The sequence below is a fragment of the Pseudomonas sp. TH34 genome, assembly GCF_016650865.1.
Lineage (GTDB): Bacteria > Pseudomonadota > Gammaproteobacteria > Pseudomonadales > Pseudomonadaceae > Aquipseudomonas > Aquipseudomonas yamanorum.
Map to the genome: position 1 here is coordinate 37,892 of NZ_JAEKFB010000022.1, position 13,355 is coordinate 51,246.

Sequence of the window (13,355 nt, forward strand, 5' to 3'; positions counted from 1 at the left end):
GGCTTGACGGGGTTGCGGCTAAGCCTTGCGCAGGTGCAAACACTCAATCGAGCGGTCGACGGTGGTCTTGGCAATTTCCAGCAAATGCCACACCGCCAACAACTTCGCCCGCTCGGGGCTTTGCAGCAGTTCGCCGCAGTCGAGGGCGGTGGCCGAGGCGCTGCTGAGCAGGCTCGCGGTGTAGAGCAGGGCGTCTTCGAAACTCAGGTCTTCGTTGACGGTGTGGAAGCCCTGGGAAGGCAGGTAGTGTTCGAGTGCGCGATTGAACGCGGCGCGGTTTTTCAGCAGGTCGCTGGGTGGGTCGGGGACGGCTTTATTCATGGTGTAACTCCTTATGAGACCAGGAGCCGGCCCCCATCGCGACTAAACGATGGGTGGCGGCTGTACGCAGGTTAGTCGACCGGCCACAAGGAAAATCCGGCGCACCCGAAGGTGCCCTGCGCACAGCCACCATAAAACCTCATGATGAAACCATGCGCCTTGTGAAGGTTCGGGCGACTAAACCCGTTCACTGATGAGCAGTGAAGGGGCGAAGACTAGCCACCGGTTCCGACAGGCACAAGGCCGAAAGATTGTCTCGGAAACGTCCCGCAAATCAAAGGGATTTAGCCTGCTGGCCCTTTATTCATATCCGAATTGTCTCGCGAATTTTCCCCAAGGCTAATCTCAACGTCGCCAAATCAATCGACCCCAACGCCACCCGCAACGCATGCGGCACATGGGCCGTACAGGCGAACGGCTCTGCACTGGTGACGCGCACACCCTGGCCCTCCAGCGCGGCCACCACAGCATCCGCCCGCAGACCTTCGGGCAACACCAGCCACAGGTAATACGACGCCGGATGCGCAATCACCTCACACCCTCGCAATACCTCCCGGGCCAGCGCCTGGCGTTGGCGCGCATCCTGACGCTTCTGTTCCTCCAGCGTATCCACCGCGCCGGACTCGATCCAACGGCACGCCAGGTTCACCGTGAGCGTCGGTGTGCTCCAGGTCGAGACGCGAATCGCTTGCTCCAGCGCCGGTACCCACGCTTGGGGCGCCACGATAAACCCTACCCGCAACCCCGACCCTACGCTCTTCGACAGGCCGGACACGTATACCGTGCGCAACGGCGCATAGGTGAACAACGGCTTGGGGGCGGGCTCGGCGAGAAAGGCGTAGGCGCCGTCTTCGATCAGTAGAAAATCGTAGCGCTCAGCCAACACTGCAAGGCGTTGGCGGTCGGTTTCGCTCATCACCGTGCCCAGCGGATTGTGCAGGGTGGGCATGCAGTAAAACGCCCGTACCGGGCGCCGTTTGCACAAGGCCTCCAGTGCATCCAGATCAGTATGGCCAGCCGGTTGCGGTAGAGGCTCCAGGTCTATGCGCTGGGACTGGGCCAGGGTTTTCAACCCGGGATACGTCAGCGCATCAACCGCCAACACATCCCCCGGTTGCAGCAACGCCATCAGGCTGACAGAGAGACCTTGCTGCGCCCCGTTGACGATCAGCACCTGCTCGCCACCCACGCGAATCTGCCGATTACGCAAGTGCCGCGCCGCCGTCTGCCGCTCATGGGCGCGGCCACCCTGAGGGGCAGAATGCAGCAGGGCATCGAGGTCGCCCGAGGCGGCGATGGCGCGCAAACCGTCTCGCAGCATTTCGGCCTGGCCGGGCAGCGAAGGGTAGTTCAGGCTCAGGTCCACGGTGCCCGGTTGCAGCGGTTGTTGAACCAGGCCCATGCCTCGCAGCAGGGTGGTATCGCGCACAAACGTGCCGCGCCCTGGCTCGCCCACTACCAGACCACTGGCCTCCAGCTCGCTGTACACCCGCAACGCCGTCGCCAGAGCAATGCGATGGCTGTTCATCAGGCTGCGCACGGTCGGCAACTGGGTGCCCGGCGGCAATTTTCCGGCGCGAATCCGCGTGGCCAGTTCATCGACGATCAGTTTGTAGCGGACCTGAGCCATGGTGCGTTCCCGTGTAAAGCGTATCTAGATCAATTTTTTGTTTGTATCAGGTGAGCTGATTAATCTACAGGCTTTCCCGGTGGATGGCTTGAGCATGATCGACCTCGCAACCCTGGCTGTTTTCTCTGGCGCAGTCCTGCTGCTGTTGTTATCCCCGGGGCCGAACATGGCTTTCGTCATCAGCCACGGCGTGACCTATGGCTGGCGTGGCGGCGTGGCGTCCGGGTTGGGCATCAGCGTGGCGGACCTGCTGCTCACGGCATTGACCGCGACCGGCGTGACCGCACTGGTCGCCAGTTGGCCGCCGGCCTTCGACCTGATTCGCTACGCCGGGGTGTTGTACCTGCTGTGGCTGGTGTTCAAGACCCTACAGAAAACGCCCGCCCTGGACACGGCCCACGTCAGCCGCGTGCCGCTGGGCCGGGTGTTTGTGCGGGCGATGCTCAACAGTTTGCTCAACCCGAAGGCGTTGCTGTTTTTCATGGTGTTCCTGCCGCAGTTCGTCAGCCCCAAGGCGGGGCCCATCGCGCTGCAACTGGTGGTGCTGGGGATCATCCTGACATTGATCAGCGGTGTATTTCATACCGTGCTGGGGATCTTCGGCGGGGCGCTCAGCCGGTTTTTTGCCGGCAAATCAGGCAGCGCAGGCTTACAGAAATGGGGCCTGGCGACCGTACTGATGGTGCTGGCCGTGCGGTTGGCATTGATGTCTCGCCCGACGTGAAATCCCACTTATAAAAGGACGTTACCCATGTACATCGCAGCCTTTATCTACAAGCCTGGTGAACGGGATGACGAGTTTCAGCGCCTCACGGATTTGATCGACGCACTGGCGGCAAGGCTGCCGGGATACGTGGGGGCCGAGTCGTGGCGCTCGGCGGATGGGCGTTTGATCAACGCCAGTTATTACTGGCGTGATGAAGCGTCAATCCGTGCCTTTGCCAGCCACCCGACCCATCTGGAAGCCAAGCGTCTGTACCGCCGGTGGTACGGCGGCTATCACGTGGTGATTTCCAAAGTGGAGCGGGCCTATGGGGACGGAACGATCGGGCATCTGGTGCCCGCCGACCGCCACGGGCATGCGAATGCTTAACCCAGCCGTGCAGCCGCGCGTGCCACGATTTCACCTCGTGTCTTGCGCGACTCGGCGGTGCGTTTGCGGGCTTCCTCCAGCACATGCGGCGGCGCGGTTTCCGGCCGGCCTGCATTGAACGGCGGGGCAGGTGCATATTCAATCTGCAACTGCACCAGTTGCGCTGCCGCTTCGCTGTACAGCTCGGCCGCCAGGGTCAGGGCAAAGTCGATCCCGGCGGTGATCCCGCCGCCGGTCAACAGGTTGCCGTCACGCACCACGCGCTCCTGCACCGGGATCGCGCCCAGCGGGGCGAGTAGGTCGTGGTAGGCCCAGTGGGTGGTCGCGCGACGCCCTCGCAGCAAGCCCGCCGCACCCAGCACCAGGGAGCCGGTGCACACCGAGGTCACGTAACGCGCGGTCTGGGCTTGTGCCTGGAGAAACGCCAGGGTTTGCTCATCTTCCATCAACGCCCCGACGCCCGAGCCGCCAGGTACGCAAATCACATCCAGCCTCGGGCACTCGTCATAGGTGGTGCTGGGGGTAAACACCAGACCGGTGCTGGCGGTCACGGGCGCCAGGTCCTTCCACACCAGATGCAGCTTCACATCCGGCAGCGATCCCAATACGTCGTAAGGCCCGGTGAGGTCCAGTTGCTGGATACCGGGGAACAACAAAAAGCCGATCTGCAAGGTCATGGGGACTGCTCCTGATAAAGGGATGGACGGCTTCACTCTAGTCACCTAGTCTTTGGCGCATACGCCATTGAGCCCACGAATTACGCCAATCATGCCCAAAGTCATCAACGTGCTCGCCTTTCCCAATGTGCAGGTCCTAGACGTCACCGGGCCCCTGCAAGTGTTTGCCTCGGCCAACGACCTGGCGCGCCAGCAGGGTTTGCCATTGCCCTATGCGGTCAGTGTGATTGCCGCGCAGGCAGAGCCAGTGATGACCTCGGCGGGCCTGGCCCTGGTAGCCGAGCCGCTGCCGGCCGCCGATGCGCCGTGCGACACGCTGGTGATCGCAGGCGGTTGGGGCGTGTACGGGGCCGCCGAAGACCCGGCGTTGGTGGACTGGGTGCGCCAAAAAGCCACCCAGTCACGGCGCATGACCTCGGTTTGCACTGGCGCCTTTCTGCTGGCCGCCAGTGGTTTGCTCGACGGCTGCCGCGTGGCGACCCACTGGACTCGCTGCGAAGAACTCGCGCGCAAATACCCACAGCTGACGGTGGAAGCCAATCCGATTTTCATCCAGCAGGGCAACCTGTGGACCTCGGCCGGCGTGACCGCCGGCATCGACTTGTGCCTGGCACTGGTGGAGGAGGACCTGGGTCGCGCCGTGGCGCTGGAAGTGGCGCGGCACCTGGTGGTGTTTCTCAAGCGGCCCGGTGGGCAGTCGCAGTTCAGCGTGACGTTGTCCCTGCAAAAGGGCGGCAGCCGTTTTGCGGAGTTGCACGCCTGGATCGCCGAACACCTGACCCTCGATTTGAACGTTGCCACACTGGCCGCCCAGGCGGGCATGAGCGAGCGCAGCTTTGTGCGCCACTACCGCGCCGAAACCGGCCAGACGCCCGCGCGGGCCGTCGAACTGATACGCGTGGAAACCGCCCGCCGGCAGTTGGCGGACAGTAGCGCGTCGATCAAACGCATTGCGGTGCACTGCGGATTTGGCTGCGAAGAAACCATGCGCCGCAGCTTCCTGCGGGCGGTGTCGATCACGCCCCAGGCCTACCGCGAACGGTTTTGCGCCCCCGGTTGAAGCAGGGCCTGCTTGAACGAATAGGTACGTTTTTGTATCAAGGTGCTATGTTACCCACAGTCCATTGCGCAGTGTCTTGATCCCAGGCCTCTACGTCGCGGTTTTGAACCTTCCCGGCGTGCGCACAGCTCATGAATTCACTACCTCCTGTCCTTGTCGAACTACGCGCGGCGACCGCTGCGCTGCACCGACGCCTCGATACCCGTCTGCCTTTTTCCCGCATGGACCTGGCGCTGTACCGCGAGCTGATGAGCGCCTATTACGGCTTCTATCAGCCGTTGGAGCGAGCCCTGGCGCCGTGGGGTGAAATCATCCCTGACCTGGAATGGGGACGGCGCAGCAAAACCCCGTACTTGCAGGCTGATTTGCGGGCGCTGGGCCTGGAAAGCTCGCAGATCGACGCCTTGCCGTTGTGCTCCGAACTGCCCGCCATCACCAACGTGGCCCAGGCCTTGGGCGCCCTCTACGTGCTGGAAGGCGCAACCCTCGGTGGCCAGGTGTTGCGCAACCTGATCGAGATCAAGATTGGTGTCGGCTCCATCAATGGCGGGGCGTTCATGAATGTGTACGGAGCACAAACCAGCGCACTGTGGCAGCGCTTTCTTGATTGCCTGTACCCGCTGCAATCCCCGGCCGAACGCCTGGAAGCGGTGGAGGTTGCCGAGTCGACCTTCCTCTGTTTCGAGCAGTGGCTGGATCATTGCGGAGTGCTGCGATGAGCACGGTCGATACGCTGATAGACGACTGCGCCAACGAACCCATCCACATTCCCGGATCGATCCAGCCCCACGGCTTGTTGTTGACGCTGAGCGAACCGGCGCTTGAGGTACTGCAAGCCAGCAGCAACCTGACCGTCGCCCTGGGCCTGGGCGCGGAAAGTGCGTCGGGCCAGGCGCTGGCCAGTGTGCTGGGTAGCAAGGCCGCAGCGCAGGTGAGCCGTGCCCTGGCGGACCTGGACGCCGATGAAGAGGAGGTGCATCAACTGACGCTTGATGGGTACGCCTACGACATCCTTCTGCATCGTCATCAGGGGCTGCTGTTTCTCGAGCTGGAGCGGACCATGGCCCTTGAGCACCGCGCCGTGGGGCAACTCGCCCGCACGCTGCGCCGCTTGCAGTCAGCCAAGACGCTGGAAAGTTTGTACCAGACCTGCGTCACCGAGATTCGCAGCCTCACCGGGTATGACCGGGTCACCTTGTACCGCTTCGAGCAGGAAGGCCATGGCAAGGTCATCGGTGAGGCCCTCAGCGAGGGCATGCAGCCGTACCTGGGATTATGTTTCCCTGCTTCGGACATTCCGCCCCAGGCTCGTGAGTTGTACCGGCTGAACTGGATCCGCGTGATTCCCGACGCCGAGTACCAGCCGGTGCCGATCCTGCCGGCCTTGCGCCCCGACAACGGCCAGCCCCTGGACCTCAGCTTCGCCGTATTGCGCAGCGTGTCGCCGGTGCACTGCCATTATTTGAAGAACATGGGCGTGCGTTCCTCCATGAGCATTTCGCTGCTCAAGGACGACCAGCTCTGGGGCCTGATCACTTGTGGTCACCGTGAGCCGTTGCGTGTGCCCCATGAACTGCGAACGGCGTGCACCAGCATCGGCCAGTTGTTGTCGATGCAGATCACGTTGCTCCAGGAGCAGCAGGAGCGCCGCCAACAACGCGACAAGGCCGCCATGGTCGAAGAGTTGGTCGCGGCCATGACGGCCGTTCAGTGCGATGTGATGGAAAGCCTGCTGCCGTACGCGCAAACGTTGGTGAACCTGGCGGCCGCCGGTGGCCTGGCGATATTGGTGGAAGAGCGTCTGCATGTGTTCGGCGTTTGCCCCAAACGTGCTGAAATCCACGCCTTGTACCAGTGGGTGCGCGGGCAGGGCAAAGGCGTGGTGCACAGCCATCAACTGTCTGTGGATTTCCCGCCGGCGGCGGCCTATCAGGCCCACGCCAGCGGCCTGTTGGCGTTCTGTCTGCCCAAGCCGGTGGACAACGCAATGATGTGGTTTCGCCCGGAGGTCAAGTCCACGGTGGAGTGGAGCGGCCAGCCGGTCAAACATCAAGAACCGGGCAGCACGACCTTGAGTCCGCGCCTGTCGTTTGACCTATGGAAGCAGCAGGTCGATGGCAAGGCCCTGTACTGGTCGCTCTCGGAATTGCTGGCGGTGGAGAGCCTGCGGCGCAATGCCCTCGAGCATGACCTCGCGCGCCAGGTGCAGCGTGAACATGAAGCCGTACGGGCGCGTGATGAACTGGTGGCAGTGGTCTCCCATGACTTGCGCAGCCCGCTGACGATCCTGCTGATGCAATGCGGCATGATGCGCAGCCTGGTGCCCGCTGACGGCAGCAAGGCCAATCGTCGCCTCGCCACCGCGATTGAAACCATGCAAAACGCGACGTCCCGCATGAACACCCTGCTGGAAGACCTGATGGATATCTCGCGTATCGAGGCCGGGCGCTACAGCGTTTCGCTGCAATCGCTCGATGTGGCCGCGACTCAGGAACAGATCTGCTCGATGTGGCAGCCGCTGGCGGCAGCCAAGGGTGTAGACCTGACCTGGAGCGCCGCGCCCGGGCTGTGTGTGCAGGCCGACCCTGAGCGACTGTTCCAGGTGTTTTCCAACCTGCTGGGCAACGCCCTGAAATTCACTCCGGTGGGCGGTGTGATCGAGGTGATTGCCGAGGCCGCGGGCGATGAGGTGCTGTTCCGGGTGTGCGACAACGGCGTCGGCATCGACCCGGCGCAGTTGCCGTATATCTTCGAACGCTACTGGACCTCCCGCGTGGGCAACCCCACCGGCAGCGGCCTGGGGTTGTACATTTCCCACGGCATCATCGAGGCCCACGGCGGCACCTTGTGGGCTGAAAGCGTGCTGGGGCAGGGCAGCGTGTTCAGCTTCAGGATCTCGGCCGGGGGCTGAGGCTCAGCAATTCGAAGATCGCCTCAAGGGTCGCTTGGGGCGCTTCCTGGGGAATATTGTGGCCCACACCGGCCAACACTTCGCGCCGATAAAACCCGCTGAAATTTTCCAGGTCGTCATCTTCAACCGGGGCCGGACCTACGCCGTCATCGGCGCCGCACAACGAGATGCTCGGCACCGAAATCGGCGGTGGCTGCACCAGCGCCTGCTCGATGCTTTCCAGGGCCGGATCACCCGGCGCGTACATGAAGCGGTGACGGTAAGAGTGGACCACCACCTCGACAAAATCCGGGTTATCAAACGAAGGTGCCGTCTTGCCATACAGGCTTGGCCCCTCGGCCCACGACGGCGACCAGAGCGCCCACAGCAACTGGCAGAACTCACGCCGGTTGGCGGTCAGTCCGTCGACCCCACGTTGGGTATGAAGGTAAAACTGATACCACAGCCGATGCTCCGTTTCCGGCGCCCGAGGCTTGATCGACGCAGCAATGTCTTGGATGTTGTAGCCATCGCCCGTCACCAGGCCTCGCACCCGTTCAGGCCATAACGCCGCAACAATACACGCCGCGCGTCCGCCCCAGTCATAGCCCACCAGCGTGGCTTTATCGATGGAGAGGGCATCCATGAAATCCAGCAAATCCTTGGCCAGCGCCGCTTGTTGACCGGAGCGCATCACCTGATCGTTGATAAAACGCGTCGGGCCATAACCCCGTAGGTACGGCACCAGCACCCGGCAGCCACGTGCGGCGACCACCGGAGCGATCTCGTCATAACCGCGAGGGTCGTAGGGAAAACCGTGCAGCAGAATCACCACCTCGCCGCCTTCCGGGCCATGGGCTTCGTAGGCGATATCGAGCATGGGCGTGCGGATTTGGAGGGTGGGCATGGAGGCTCCAAGGGGGAGGGAAAGTGTTGGAACTGTAGACCAAACCGGTTACGGAGTGTGGTTCGAAAGGCTGCAATTGCTTGACTTGTCTAGACCGGCCTGGCGCAAGCCGATGCAATTACCCCAAGGGTCGCGCATCTGGCACATCCACTCGCCGCCCTCGACTTCCATTGGCCCGCGATACAACGTGGCGCCTAACGTGACCAGTCGCTGTACCTCGTGAAGCAGGTCCGTCACCCGCCAATACACCACCGACCCGGCCGCGCCGCTGGCGACCTTGTTGTCTGCATTCACGATTTCGAGGGCAACGCCGTCCACGTCCAAGTGACCGAAATCGTCGTGCTCATGGTAGATGCGCGTGGCGGTAGGGAAGGCCGCGGCGTACCACTCCGTGGCGGCACGCCAGTCGGGGACGTGAATCAGGATGGAGATAATGGGCATCAACCGAACAACACCTGCTGCCAATGGGTTTCACTGATGATAGCGATCGGAATACCGCTATTTCTTAACTCGACGGCTTTTTTGATCTTTGTTCCATATGAGCTATGGAGCCATTGTTCATTACCAACGCTCCCGACCACGAGAAAATGAACCTTCTTGCTCACCGAGTTGCCGATAAGGCCGCCGCGTTCTACGACAAGTAACTCACATTCCTTGCGAGGCCCGTACGCCATGACTCCGGTAAACAAAAAAGTCCGGTCCTGCCACTCCAGTGTCGGAGCCGGATTGTTCAGCGGCAGGCTGCTGACAGAGGAGGGGCGTTGAGGTGACCCCACCGAGATACCGGAAAACTGATGCAGCATTTCCAACAGTTCTGCGGACTCTTCCGCGTCGAGAACACCGTCACTCAGCATGCTGGCAAGGCGCTGATAAAGAATGTTTACTACCGGGTCTTCCAACTGGAGCAGATGGGTTTCTATCCAGGTCTTAAGAAACTCTGCTTCCATCTGATTGATGTTTCCGTCGGCGACCAGGCCGGCAGTGACGCCGAGTAATGCGTCGGCAGAGCGCCGATCAATACGCGCCTTGTGGTAAAGGTGACTGCGTTCGAATTCCTGATGAAGATCGGTCATGCGTCCTTGCTCCTTAAGCCAGTGCTTTGCCAGGTCTCGGTCCAACTCAGCATGGGCCGAAGGTTCGCCTTGATGGTGAAACCGATATACACACATCTTGTGATGTTTGCCAAATAACCTGTGGTGAGGGAGCTTGCTCCCGTTGGGCTGCGCAGCAGCCCCAGGTTTTGTTGACTGTGTTCTTTGAGTTAGATGGCGTTGAGCTTTTTGGGGCCGCTTCGCGACCCAGCGGGAGCAAGCTCCCTCGCCACAGTGAGGGGCTGACTTAAATCTCTGCGTGGCTGATGACGTGTTTGAAGTGATGCCGCCACAAATCCGCGCCCAGTTTCCCCGAGCGATCCAGCGACGAACCCACGGTCAAATCGCTGATCAGCGTTGGCTGCAGGCCCGCGTCAAACAACGCAAACCCGGCCGCGAGTACGCAGGTGTCAGTCTGGATGCCGCACACCAGTACTCGGTCCGGCGCGAGGCTTTTGAGGTGGCTGATGGTCTCGGGCGTGGGCGCGTAGCCGTGTTTGATGAAGATATGGTCGGCGGCGATCAGGCTGTCGTCGTCGGGCGCCGGCTGCCAGCCGAGTTGGCGGGCGAACGGGGTGATGCTTTCGTCGTGGCGCTCTACGGTGGCCACTGAGGGCATGCGGGCCAGCAGGGCGTTGATGCCGGCCACCAGCCAGTCCGGCGGGTTGAAAGAGGGTTGTACGTCGATGATCAGCAGAACCTGGTGCATTGGAATCCTGGCAGGGATCGAGGGACCACGCATTGTGCACCGGGTACACCTCGTCTCCAAGTCTGGCGCGGTCCATGTGGGAGCTGGCTTGCCTGCGATGGCGGTGGATCAGCTCATACATCAATGACTGAAACACCGCTATCGCAGGCAAGCCAGCTCCCACAGGGTTACTCATTTGCCTGCAGATTGTGCTCAGCCTCAAGGCTGCCAAACCGTCTTCACCCCACTCAACTTCCGGTCCAGGAACGTTGCCGCGCTGATCAGCGCCAAATGGCTCAACGCCTGTGGCGTATTCCCCAAATGCCGTGCCTGGTTATCGAACTCTTCGGCATATAACCCCAGCGGGTTGGCATAGCGCAGCAACTGTTCAAACTCCAGATGCGCCTTCTCCACTTGCCCGGCCCGGGCCAGGCATTCCACGTACCAGAACGAGCACGCCGCGAACGCGCCTTCGGTGCCTTGCAAGCCGTCAATCTGGCTGTCGTCGTTGCGGTAGCGATAAACCATCCCGTCGCGCACCAGGCTTTTCTGGATCGCTTCCAGCGTTGATAACCAGCGCGGGTCCGTCGCCGCGACGAAGCGTACCAGTGGCATCAACAGCATTGAGCCGTCCAGTGCCGTGCTGCCGATATGCTGCACAAAGTGGCCGCGTTCTTCGTTCCAGAAGTTGCTCCAGATATCCGCGTAAATCGCCTGGCGGGTTTGGTCCCAGCGGGCAAACGGTGCCGGCAGCGAGCGCTTGGACGCCAGGCGAATCGCCCGGTCCAGGGCCACCCAGCACATCAGCCGCGAATGCAGGAAGTGATGCTGCTCGCCGCGCATTTCCCAGATGCCGACGTCTTTGTGGTTCCAGGTTTCGCAGACCTGGTCGGCCACTTCCACCGTGTGTTTCCAGCCCTCGTGGGAGATGGCTTCGCCGTATTTGTTGACCAGGTATACGGCGTCCATCAGCTCACCGTAGATATCCAGTTGCACCTGGTCGTAGGCCTCGTTGCCGATGCGCACCGGTTGCGCACCGCCGTGGCCGCTGAGGTGGCTCAGCTCGGTTTCCGGCAATTCCTGGCGGCCGTCGATGCCGTACAGGATGTTGATTTTCATCGGCTGATCGCAGCAGTCACCCACACGGCCTTTCAACCAGCGCATGTAGCCGTTGGCTTCTTCGATAAACCCCAGGCGCATAAAGGCGTAGACGGTAAACGAGGCGTCGCGGATCCAGGTGTAGCGGTAGTCCCAGTTGCGCTCGCCGCCGGGTGTTTCCGGCAGGCCGAAGGTGGCGGCGGCGAGGATTGCACCGTGTTTGCGCGAGGTCAAAAGCTTCAAGGCCAGGGCCGAGCGATTGACCATCTCGCGCCAGCGCCCACGGTAGTTGGACTGGGCGATCCAGCCGCGCCAGAACTTCAGGGTGCGCTCCAGGCACAGGTCGGTGCAGTCGTTTTTGACCCGTACATCGTCCAGGCCGCCGAGGACAAATTCGGCGCCTTCTTCCTGGCCCAGGTCAAAGCTTGCCACGGCGGCATCACCTTCCAGCTGCATGGCGTGGCTGCCAGCCAGGCGCAGGCCGGGTTGGTCTGCGGCCTCGAACAACACGTCGCCGTCATCTTGGGTGGCCCGGGTCTGGGCGCGGGCATAGTCATGGCGCACCGCGCAGCGCATATGGATGTGCGCCTTGCCGCTGACCACCCGTACCCGACGAATCAGGATGGGTAGGTCGTCGACTTCCTCACTAATCGTCAGGAAGTCGGTGATTTCCACCACCGCCTCATTGCTCAACCAGCGGGTTTGCAACACGTTGGTGTCCGGCAGGTAGATTTGCTCGCGCCGGGCGTCGGGCAGGTCCGGGGTGAGCTGGAAGATGCCGGCGGCGGGGGAGTCCAGCAACGAGCAAAAGATCGAGGGGCTGTCGAACTCCGGCCAGCAGAAAAAATCGATGCTGCCCTTATCGTTCACCAGCGCCGCGCTGCGCATGTCGCCGATGATGCCGTGGGCATCAATGGCACTTTGTGGTTCGTTTTTCAGATCAACCATTGCCACGAAACTCCGGATAAAGGCTCATGCCGCCATCAATAAACAGGGTGCTGCCCACCACGTAGTCAGAGGCATCACTGGCCAGCCACACCACCGCATTGGCGACATCTTCGACGTCACCCACGCGGCCATAGGGAATCAATTTGAGTAGCTCCACCTCGGCCGTGCCTTCGGTGGCGGCGCGGTTGATGGCCGTGCGGATCGCCCCCGGCGCAACGCCGTTGATGCGGATGCGCTGCTGGCTGACTTCCTGAGCCAAGGTGCGCATCAGCATTTCCACACCGCCCTTGGACGCGGCGTAATTCACGTGGCCGGCCCAGGGAATCACCTGATGCACCGAACTCATGTGGATGATTTTCCCGGCGGCCCGGGACACCCCTTCGCGGATGCCCTGGCGATTGAAGATGCGCAAGGCGGCGCGGGCGCAGAGGAACTGGCCGGTGAGGTTGACGCCGATCACGGTGTTCCAGTCGTCGAGGGTCATGTCGACGGCAGCGGCGTCTTTCTGCATGCCCGAGTTGGCTACCAGGATGTCCAGGTGCCCGAAAGCCTCTAGGGTTTGTGCAAACAGCCGCTCCACATCGGCTTCTTTCGACACATCGGCGCCAATCGCAATCGCCCGGCCACCGTTGGCATTGATCTGCGCCGCCAGTGCTTCAGCCGGCGCGGCCTGGGCGTTGTAGTTCAGCACCACGGCAGCTCCAGCCTCCGCCAGGGCCTTGGCGGCCCCCGCGCCAATTCCGGAACTGGCACCGGTTACCAGCGCCACCTGTTGATCCAATGAAATGCGCATCGCCCACCCAACCTTTTTCAGAGTGCCCAATTAGCTGACTGACAGGGTGGGCCACAAGTTCACCGGCTGTCTGGAATGCGACGATGGCTGTCTATATCTATCGTTTATGCCACAGGACTTTTCGCTAGAATCAACGCCTGATTGATGCGAGACCTGATC

The 13,355-nt window shown here is 61.9% G+C and carries 14 protein-coding genes; 5 read left to right on the forward strand and 9 right to left on the reverse strand.

Going from position 1 to position 13,355, the window contains the following annotated elements; translation table 11 throughout:
* Window positions 1–18: 18 nt before the first annotated feature.
* Complete coding sequence (locus JFU58_RS17085) at window positions 19–321, reverse strand: DUF6124 family protein (protein WP_017476852.1); 303 nt, start codon at window positions 319–321, stop codon at window positions 19–21.
* Between the two features lie 304 nt (window positions 322–625).
* Entirely contained in the window at window positions 626–1,951 is a 1,326-nt protein-coding gene (locus tag JFU58_RS17090) for an aminotransferase-like domain-containing protein (protein WP_201141303.1), read from the reverse strand.
* A gap of 94 nt (window positions 1,952–2,045) precedes the next feature.
* Here JFU58_RS17090 and JFU58_RS17095 point away from each other — a divergent pair, with 94 nt between their 5' ends.
* Window positions 2,046–2,675 (forward strand): LysE family translocator, encoded by a 630-nt coding sequence (locus tag JFU58_RS17095; protein WP_063028472.1) that lies wholly within the window; start codon window positions 2,046–2,048, stop codon window positions 2,673–2,675.
* Window positions 2,676–2,702: 27 nt separating this feature from the next.
* Window positions 2,703–3,044 carry an antibiotic biosynthesis monooxygenase family protein gene (locus tag JFU58_RS17100; RefSeq protein ID WP_093207817.1) on the forward strand — a complete coding sequence of 114 codons (342 nt, stop codon included), beginning with the start codon at window positions 2,703–2,705 and terminating at the stop codon, window positions 3,042–3,044.
* Here JFU58_RS17100 and inhA read toward each other — a convergent pair.
* The gene (gene inhA / locus JFU58_RS17105; protein WP_063028476.1) at window positions 3,041–3,721 is read right to left on the reverse strand and encodes an isonitrile hydratase; all 681 of its coding nucleotides are present in this window, start codon (window positions 3,719–3,721) and stop codon (window positions 3,041–3,043) included. The genes JFU58_RS17100 and inhA overlap by 4 nt on opposite strands.
* Before the next feature lie 91 nt (window positions 3,722–3,812).
* On the opposite strand from inhA, the gene JFU58_RS17110 reads away from it, so the two are divergent.
* The 3 genes from JFU58_RS17110 (at window position 3,813) to JFU58_RS17120 (ending at window position 7,692) form a co-directional block, all read left to right on the forward strand.
* Complete coding sequence (locus JFU58_RS17110) at window positions 3,813–4,781, forward strand: GlxA family transcriptional regulator (RefSeq protein WP_201141305.1); 969 nt, start codon at window positions 3,813–3,815, stop codon at window positions 4,779–4,781.
* Between the two features lie 131 nt (window positions 4,782–4,912).
* Window positions 4,913–5,500: a biliverdin-producing heme oxygenase gene (locus JFU58_RS17115; RefSeq protein WP_201141307.1), complete on the forward strand. Its 588-nt coding sequence runs from the start codon at window positions 4,913–4,915 to the stop codon at window positions 5,498–5,500.
* A complete protein-coding gene (locus JFU58_RS17120) occupies window positions 5,497–7,692 on the forward strand; it encodes an ATP-binding protein (protein WP_201141309.1) in 2,196 nt (731 codons plus the stop codon). The genes JFU58_RS17115 and JFU58_RS17120 overlap by 4 nt, the downstream gene beginning before the upstream one ends.
* On the opposite strand, the gene JFU58_RS17125 is transcribed toward JFU58_RS17120, so the two are convergent.
* The 6 genes from JFU58_RS17125 to JFU58_RS17150 all read right to left on the reverse strand — a co-directional run bounded on the left by JFU58_RS17125 (window position 7,670) and on the right by JFU58_RS17150 (window position 13,196).
* Entirely contained in the window at window positions 7,670–8,578 is a 909-nt protein-coding gene (locus JFU58_RS17125) for an alpha/beta fold hydrolase (protein ID WP_063028484.1), read from the reverse strand. The two genes, JFU58_RS17120 and JFU58_RS17125, sit on opposite strands and share 23 nt — an antisense overlap.
* A 48-nt stretch (window positions 8,579–8,626) precedes the next feature.
* Window positions 8,627–9,019, reverse strand: a complete 393-nt coding sequence (locus tag JFU58_RS17130) for a VOC family protein (RefSeq protein ID WP_201141311.1) — start codon at window positions 9,017–9,019, stop codon at window positions 8,627–8,629.
* A complete protein-coding gene (locus JFU58_RS17135; RefSeq protein ID WP_201141313.1) occupies window positions 9,019–9,651 on the reverse strand; it encodes a BRCT domain-containing protein in 633 nt (210 codons plus the stop codon). The genes JFU58_RS17130 and JFU58_RS17135 overlap by 1 nt, the downstream gene beginning before the upstream one ends.
* Before the next feature lie 265 nt (window positions 9,652–9,916).
* Window positions 9,917–10,378: a cysteine hydrolase family protein gene (locus tag JFU58_RS17140; RefSeq protein ID WP_201141315.1), complete on the reverse strand. Its 462-nt coding sequence runs from the start codon at window positions 10,376–10,378 to the stop codon at window positions 9,917–9,919.
* Window positions 10,379–10,576: 198 nt separating this feature from the next.
* Entirely contained in the window at window positions 10,577–12,403 is a 1,827-nt protein-coding gene (locus tag JFU58_RS17145; RefSeq protein WP_063028488.1) for a glycoside hydrolase family 15 protein, read from the reverse strand.
* Window positions 12,396–13,196, reverse strand: coding sequence for an SDR family oxidoreductase (locus JFU58_RS17150; protein ID WP_201141317.1), 801 nt, complete (start codon window positions 13,194–13,196; stop codon window positions 12,396–12,398). The genes JFU58_RS17145 and JFU58_RS17150 overlap by 8 nt, the downstream gene beginning before the upstream one ends.
* Window positions 13,197–13,355 lie beyond the last annotated feature (159 nt).

Coding starts and splice junctions, on each gene's coding strand:
- JFU58_RS17085 (WP_017476852.1), bottom strand. CDS start 321: ATGAATAAAGCCGTCCCCGACCCACCCAGCGACCTGCTGAAAAACCGC.
- JFU58_RS17090 (WP_201141303.1), bottom strand. CDS start 1,951: ATGGCTCAGGTCCGCTACAAACTGATCGTCGATGAACTGGCCACGCGG.
- JFU58_RS17095 (WP_063028472.1), top strand. CDS start 2,046: ATGATCGACCTCGCAACCCTGGCTGTTTTCTCTGGCGCAGTCCTGCTG.
- JFU58_RS17100 (WP_093207817.1), top strand. CDS start 2,703: ATGTACATCGCAGCCTTTATCTACAAGCCTGGTGAACGGGATGACGAG.
- inhA (WP_063028476.1), bottom strand. CDS start 3,721: ATGACCTTGCAGATCGGCTTTTTGTTGTTCCCCGGTATCCAGCAACTG.
- JFU58_RS17110 (WP_201141305.1), top strand. CDS start 3,813: ATGCCCAAAGTCATCAACGTGCTCGCCTTTCCCAATGTGCAGGTCCTA.
- JFU58_RS17115 (WP_201141307.1), top strand. CDS start 4,913: ATGAATTCACTACCTCCTGTCCTTGTCGAACTACGCGCGGCGACCGCT.
- JFU58_RS17120 (WP_201141309.1), top strand. CDS start 5,497: ATGAGCACGGTCGATACGCTGATAGACGACTGCGCCAACGAACCCATC.
- JFU58_RS17125 (WP_063028484.1), bottom strand. CDS start 8,578: ATGCCCACCCTCCAAATCCGCACGCCCATGCTCGATATCGCCTACGAA.
- JFU58_RS17130 (WP_201141311.1), bottom strand. CDS start 9,019: ATGCCCATTATCTCCATCCTGATTCACGTCCCCGACTGGCGTGCCGCC.
- JFU58_RS17135 (WP_201141313.1), bottom strand. CDS start 9,651: ATGACCGATCTTCATCAGGAATTCGAACGCAGTCACCTTTACCACAAG.
- JFU58_RS17140 (WP_201141315.1), bottom strand. CDS start 10,378: ATGCACCAGGTTCTGCTGATCATCGACGTACAACCCTCTTTCAACCCG.
- JFU58_RS17145 (WP_063028488.1), bottom strand. CDS start 12,403: ATGGTTGATCTGAAAAACGAACCACAAAGTGCCATTGATGCCCACGGC.
- JFU58_RS17150 (WP_201141317.1), bottom strand. CDS start 13,196: ATGCGCATTTCATTGGATCAACAGGTGGCGCTGGTAACCGGTGCCAGT.